The following is a 552-nucleotide window of genomic DNA, read 5'->3' as shown; positions in this document are numbered from 1 at the left end:
AGATAATTAGCATCAGCAGAGCGCAAGAATCCAAATCCATCTTGTAAAACTTCGACAACACCTTCTCCTATAATTTCGACGTCTTGTAGAGCAAGTTTTTTCAAGATAGCAAACATTAATTCTTGTTTGCGCATAAGGGAGGCATTTTCAACTTCTAATGTTTCAGCAAAAGAAACAAGCTCAACGGGATTTTTGCTTTTAAGTTCTTGTAGTTTCATTTTTTGCATGAAATATGCTCTTTGTAATTAAGGAGAAGATTGTTCTAAATAATTTATGGAAATTTATGAGTGAAATATTCTTTAAGAAAAAATATCCTACACTCAATTTTTTTAATCTGCAAGTACCATTTATATGAAATTTGTTCCTGTAATATTAAGTAATTATATGAAAAACTTGAAAAAATATAAAATCCAAATAGTATTTAATTATTTTAATAACAAAAATATGAGTTAAAATTATAGCATCAATGAAATGTTATTCAAAAGTATTTTTTACAGAAATTTATATTAATAAATTTATATTAAAGAAAGGATTATTCTTATTTATAACTGT

At 25.2% G+C, this 552-nt stretch carries 1 protein-coding gene; it reads right to left on the bottom strand.

Going from position 1 to position 552, the window contains the following annotated elements; translation table 11 throughout:
* Nucleotides 1–227: Rho termination factor N-terminal domain-containing protein (locus ACFIO3_RS15430; RefSeq protein ID WP_375704819.1), on the bottom strand; the 227-nt coding region annotated here is incomplete at its 3' end.
* Nucleotides 228–552 lie beyond the last annotated feature (325 nt).

This window comes from Bartonella sp. AD328YNZD, from assembly GCF_042196425.1.
This window is presented reverse-complemented; position numbering and strand designations above follow the sequence as displayed.